A 1,115-nucleotide genomic window follows, 5' to 3' on the forward strand; every position below is an offset into this window, starting at 1 on the left:
GCCGTACTGGCCTCGCGCATGCCCTGGCAGGAGATTGAGGCGCAGGTGGCCCAGGTCTTTTGCCGCAAAGGCCGATCTGGCCTGGCCATGCCCGATCTGGATCTCTTTGGCGAGCAGGTGCAACGTGCGCCGGTGGCCAGCAACGCCGGACGGCCCCGCGTGCCGCTGCGCATCATGATTGCGTTGCTGTACCTCAAACACGCCTTCAACGAATCCGATGAGGGCGTCGTCCAGCGCTGGGGCGAGACACCGACTTGGCAGTTCTTCTCAGGGCAGGCGTACTTTGAACACCGCCACCCCTGTGACGCCACCACGTTGGTCAAATTCCGCCAGTTGCTGGGCGAAGAAGGCGTGGAAGAACTGCTGGCGCAGACCATCAACGTGGCCGTCAAGCTCAAGCTGATCAAGGCGCAGGAACTCACCCGCGTGATCGTGGACAGCACAGTGCAGCACAAGGCGATTGCCCACCCCACCGACAGCCGCCTGCTCCAAGTGGCCCGGGACAAGCTGGTCCAGGCGGCCAAAGATGCTGGAATCGACCTGAAGCAGACCTTTGCCAAGGAAGGCAAGGCGCTTGGCCACAAGGCCGGGCGCTATGCCCACGCCCGCCAGTTCAAGCGCATGCGGCGGGCCATCAAACGCCAGCGCACCATTGTCGGTCGGCTGCAGCGTGAGATCGATCGCAAAGCGAGCGCGAAGGGCTTGGCCATCGCAGCCGCTGTGCGCGAGGCACTGGGCGAGACCTTGCACAAAGCCCATCGCATCTGGGCCCAAAGCGGCCAGAGCAGGGCGGTCGATGGCCAGCGCAAGCTCTACGCCTGGCATGCGAGCGAGGTGGACTGCATCAGCAAGGGCAAAGCCAAACAGCCCTACGAGTTCGGGGTGAAGGTGGGCATTGCCAGCACGCTCAACGGCAACCTGATCGTGGGCGCAAGGGCCTTTCACGGCAACCCGTATGACGGCCATACCTTGAACGAGCAACTGGAGCAAGCGAGCATCCTGATGCAAGACAGCCATGCAAAGCCCGCGACGGCGTTCGTCGATCTGGGCTACCGGGGTGTGGATGGGGACAACCCGGATGTGCACATCGTGCACCGGGGCAAGGCCAGGCGGAT

1 protein-coding gene is annotated in these 1,115 nt (G+C 63.7%); it reads left to right on the top strand.

What is annotated here, in order from left to right; genetic code table 11:
* On the top strand, window positions 1-1,115 hold a 1,115-nt coding region (locus ACK543_RS02415), incomplete at both ends, for an IS5 family transposase (protein WP_409941276.1).

This window comes from Acidovorax sp. (genome assembly GCF_046341535.1).
In the GTDB taxonomy this organism is placed as follows: Bacteria; Pseudomonadota; Gammaproteobacteria; order Burkholderiales; family Burkholderiaceae_C; genus Acidovorax.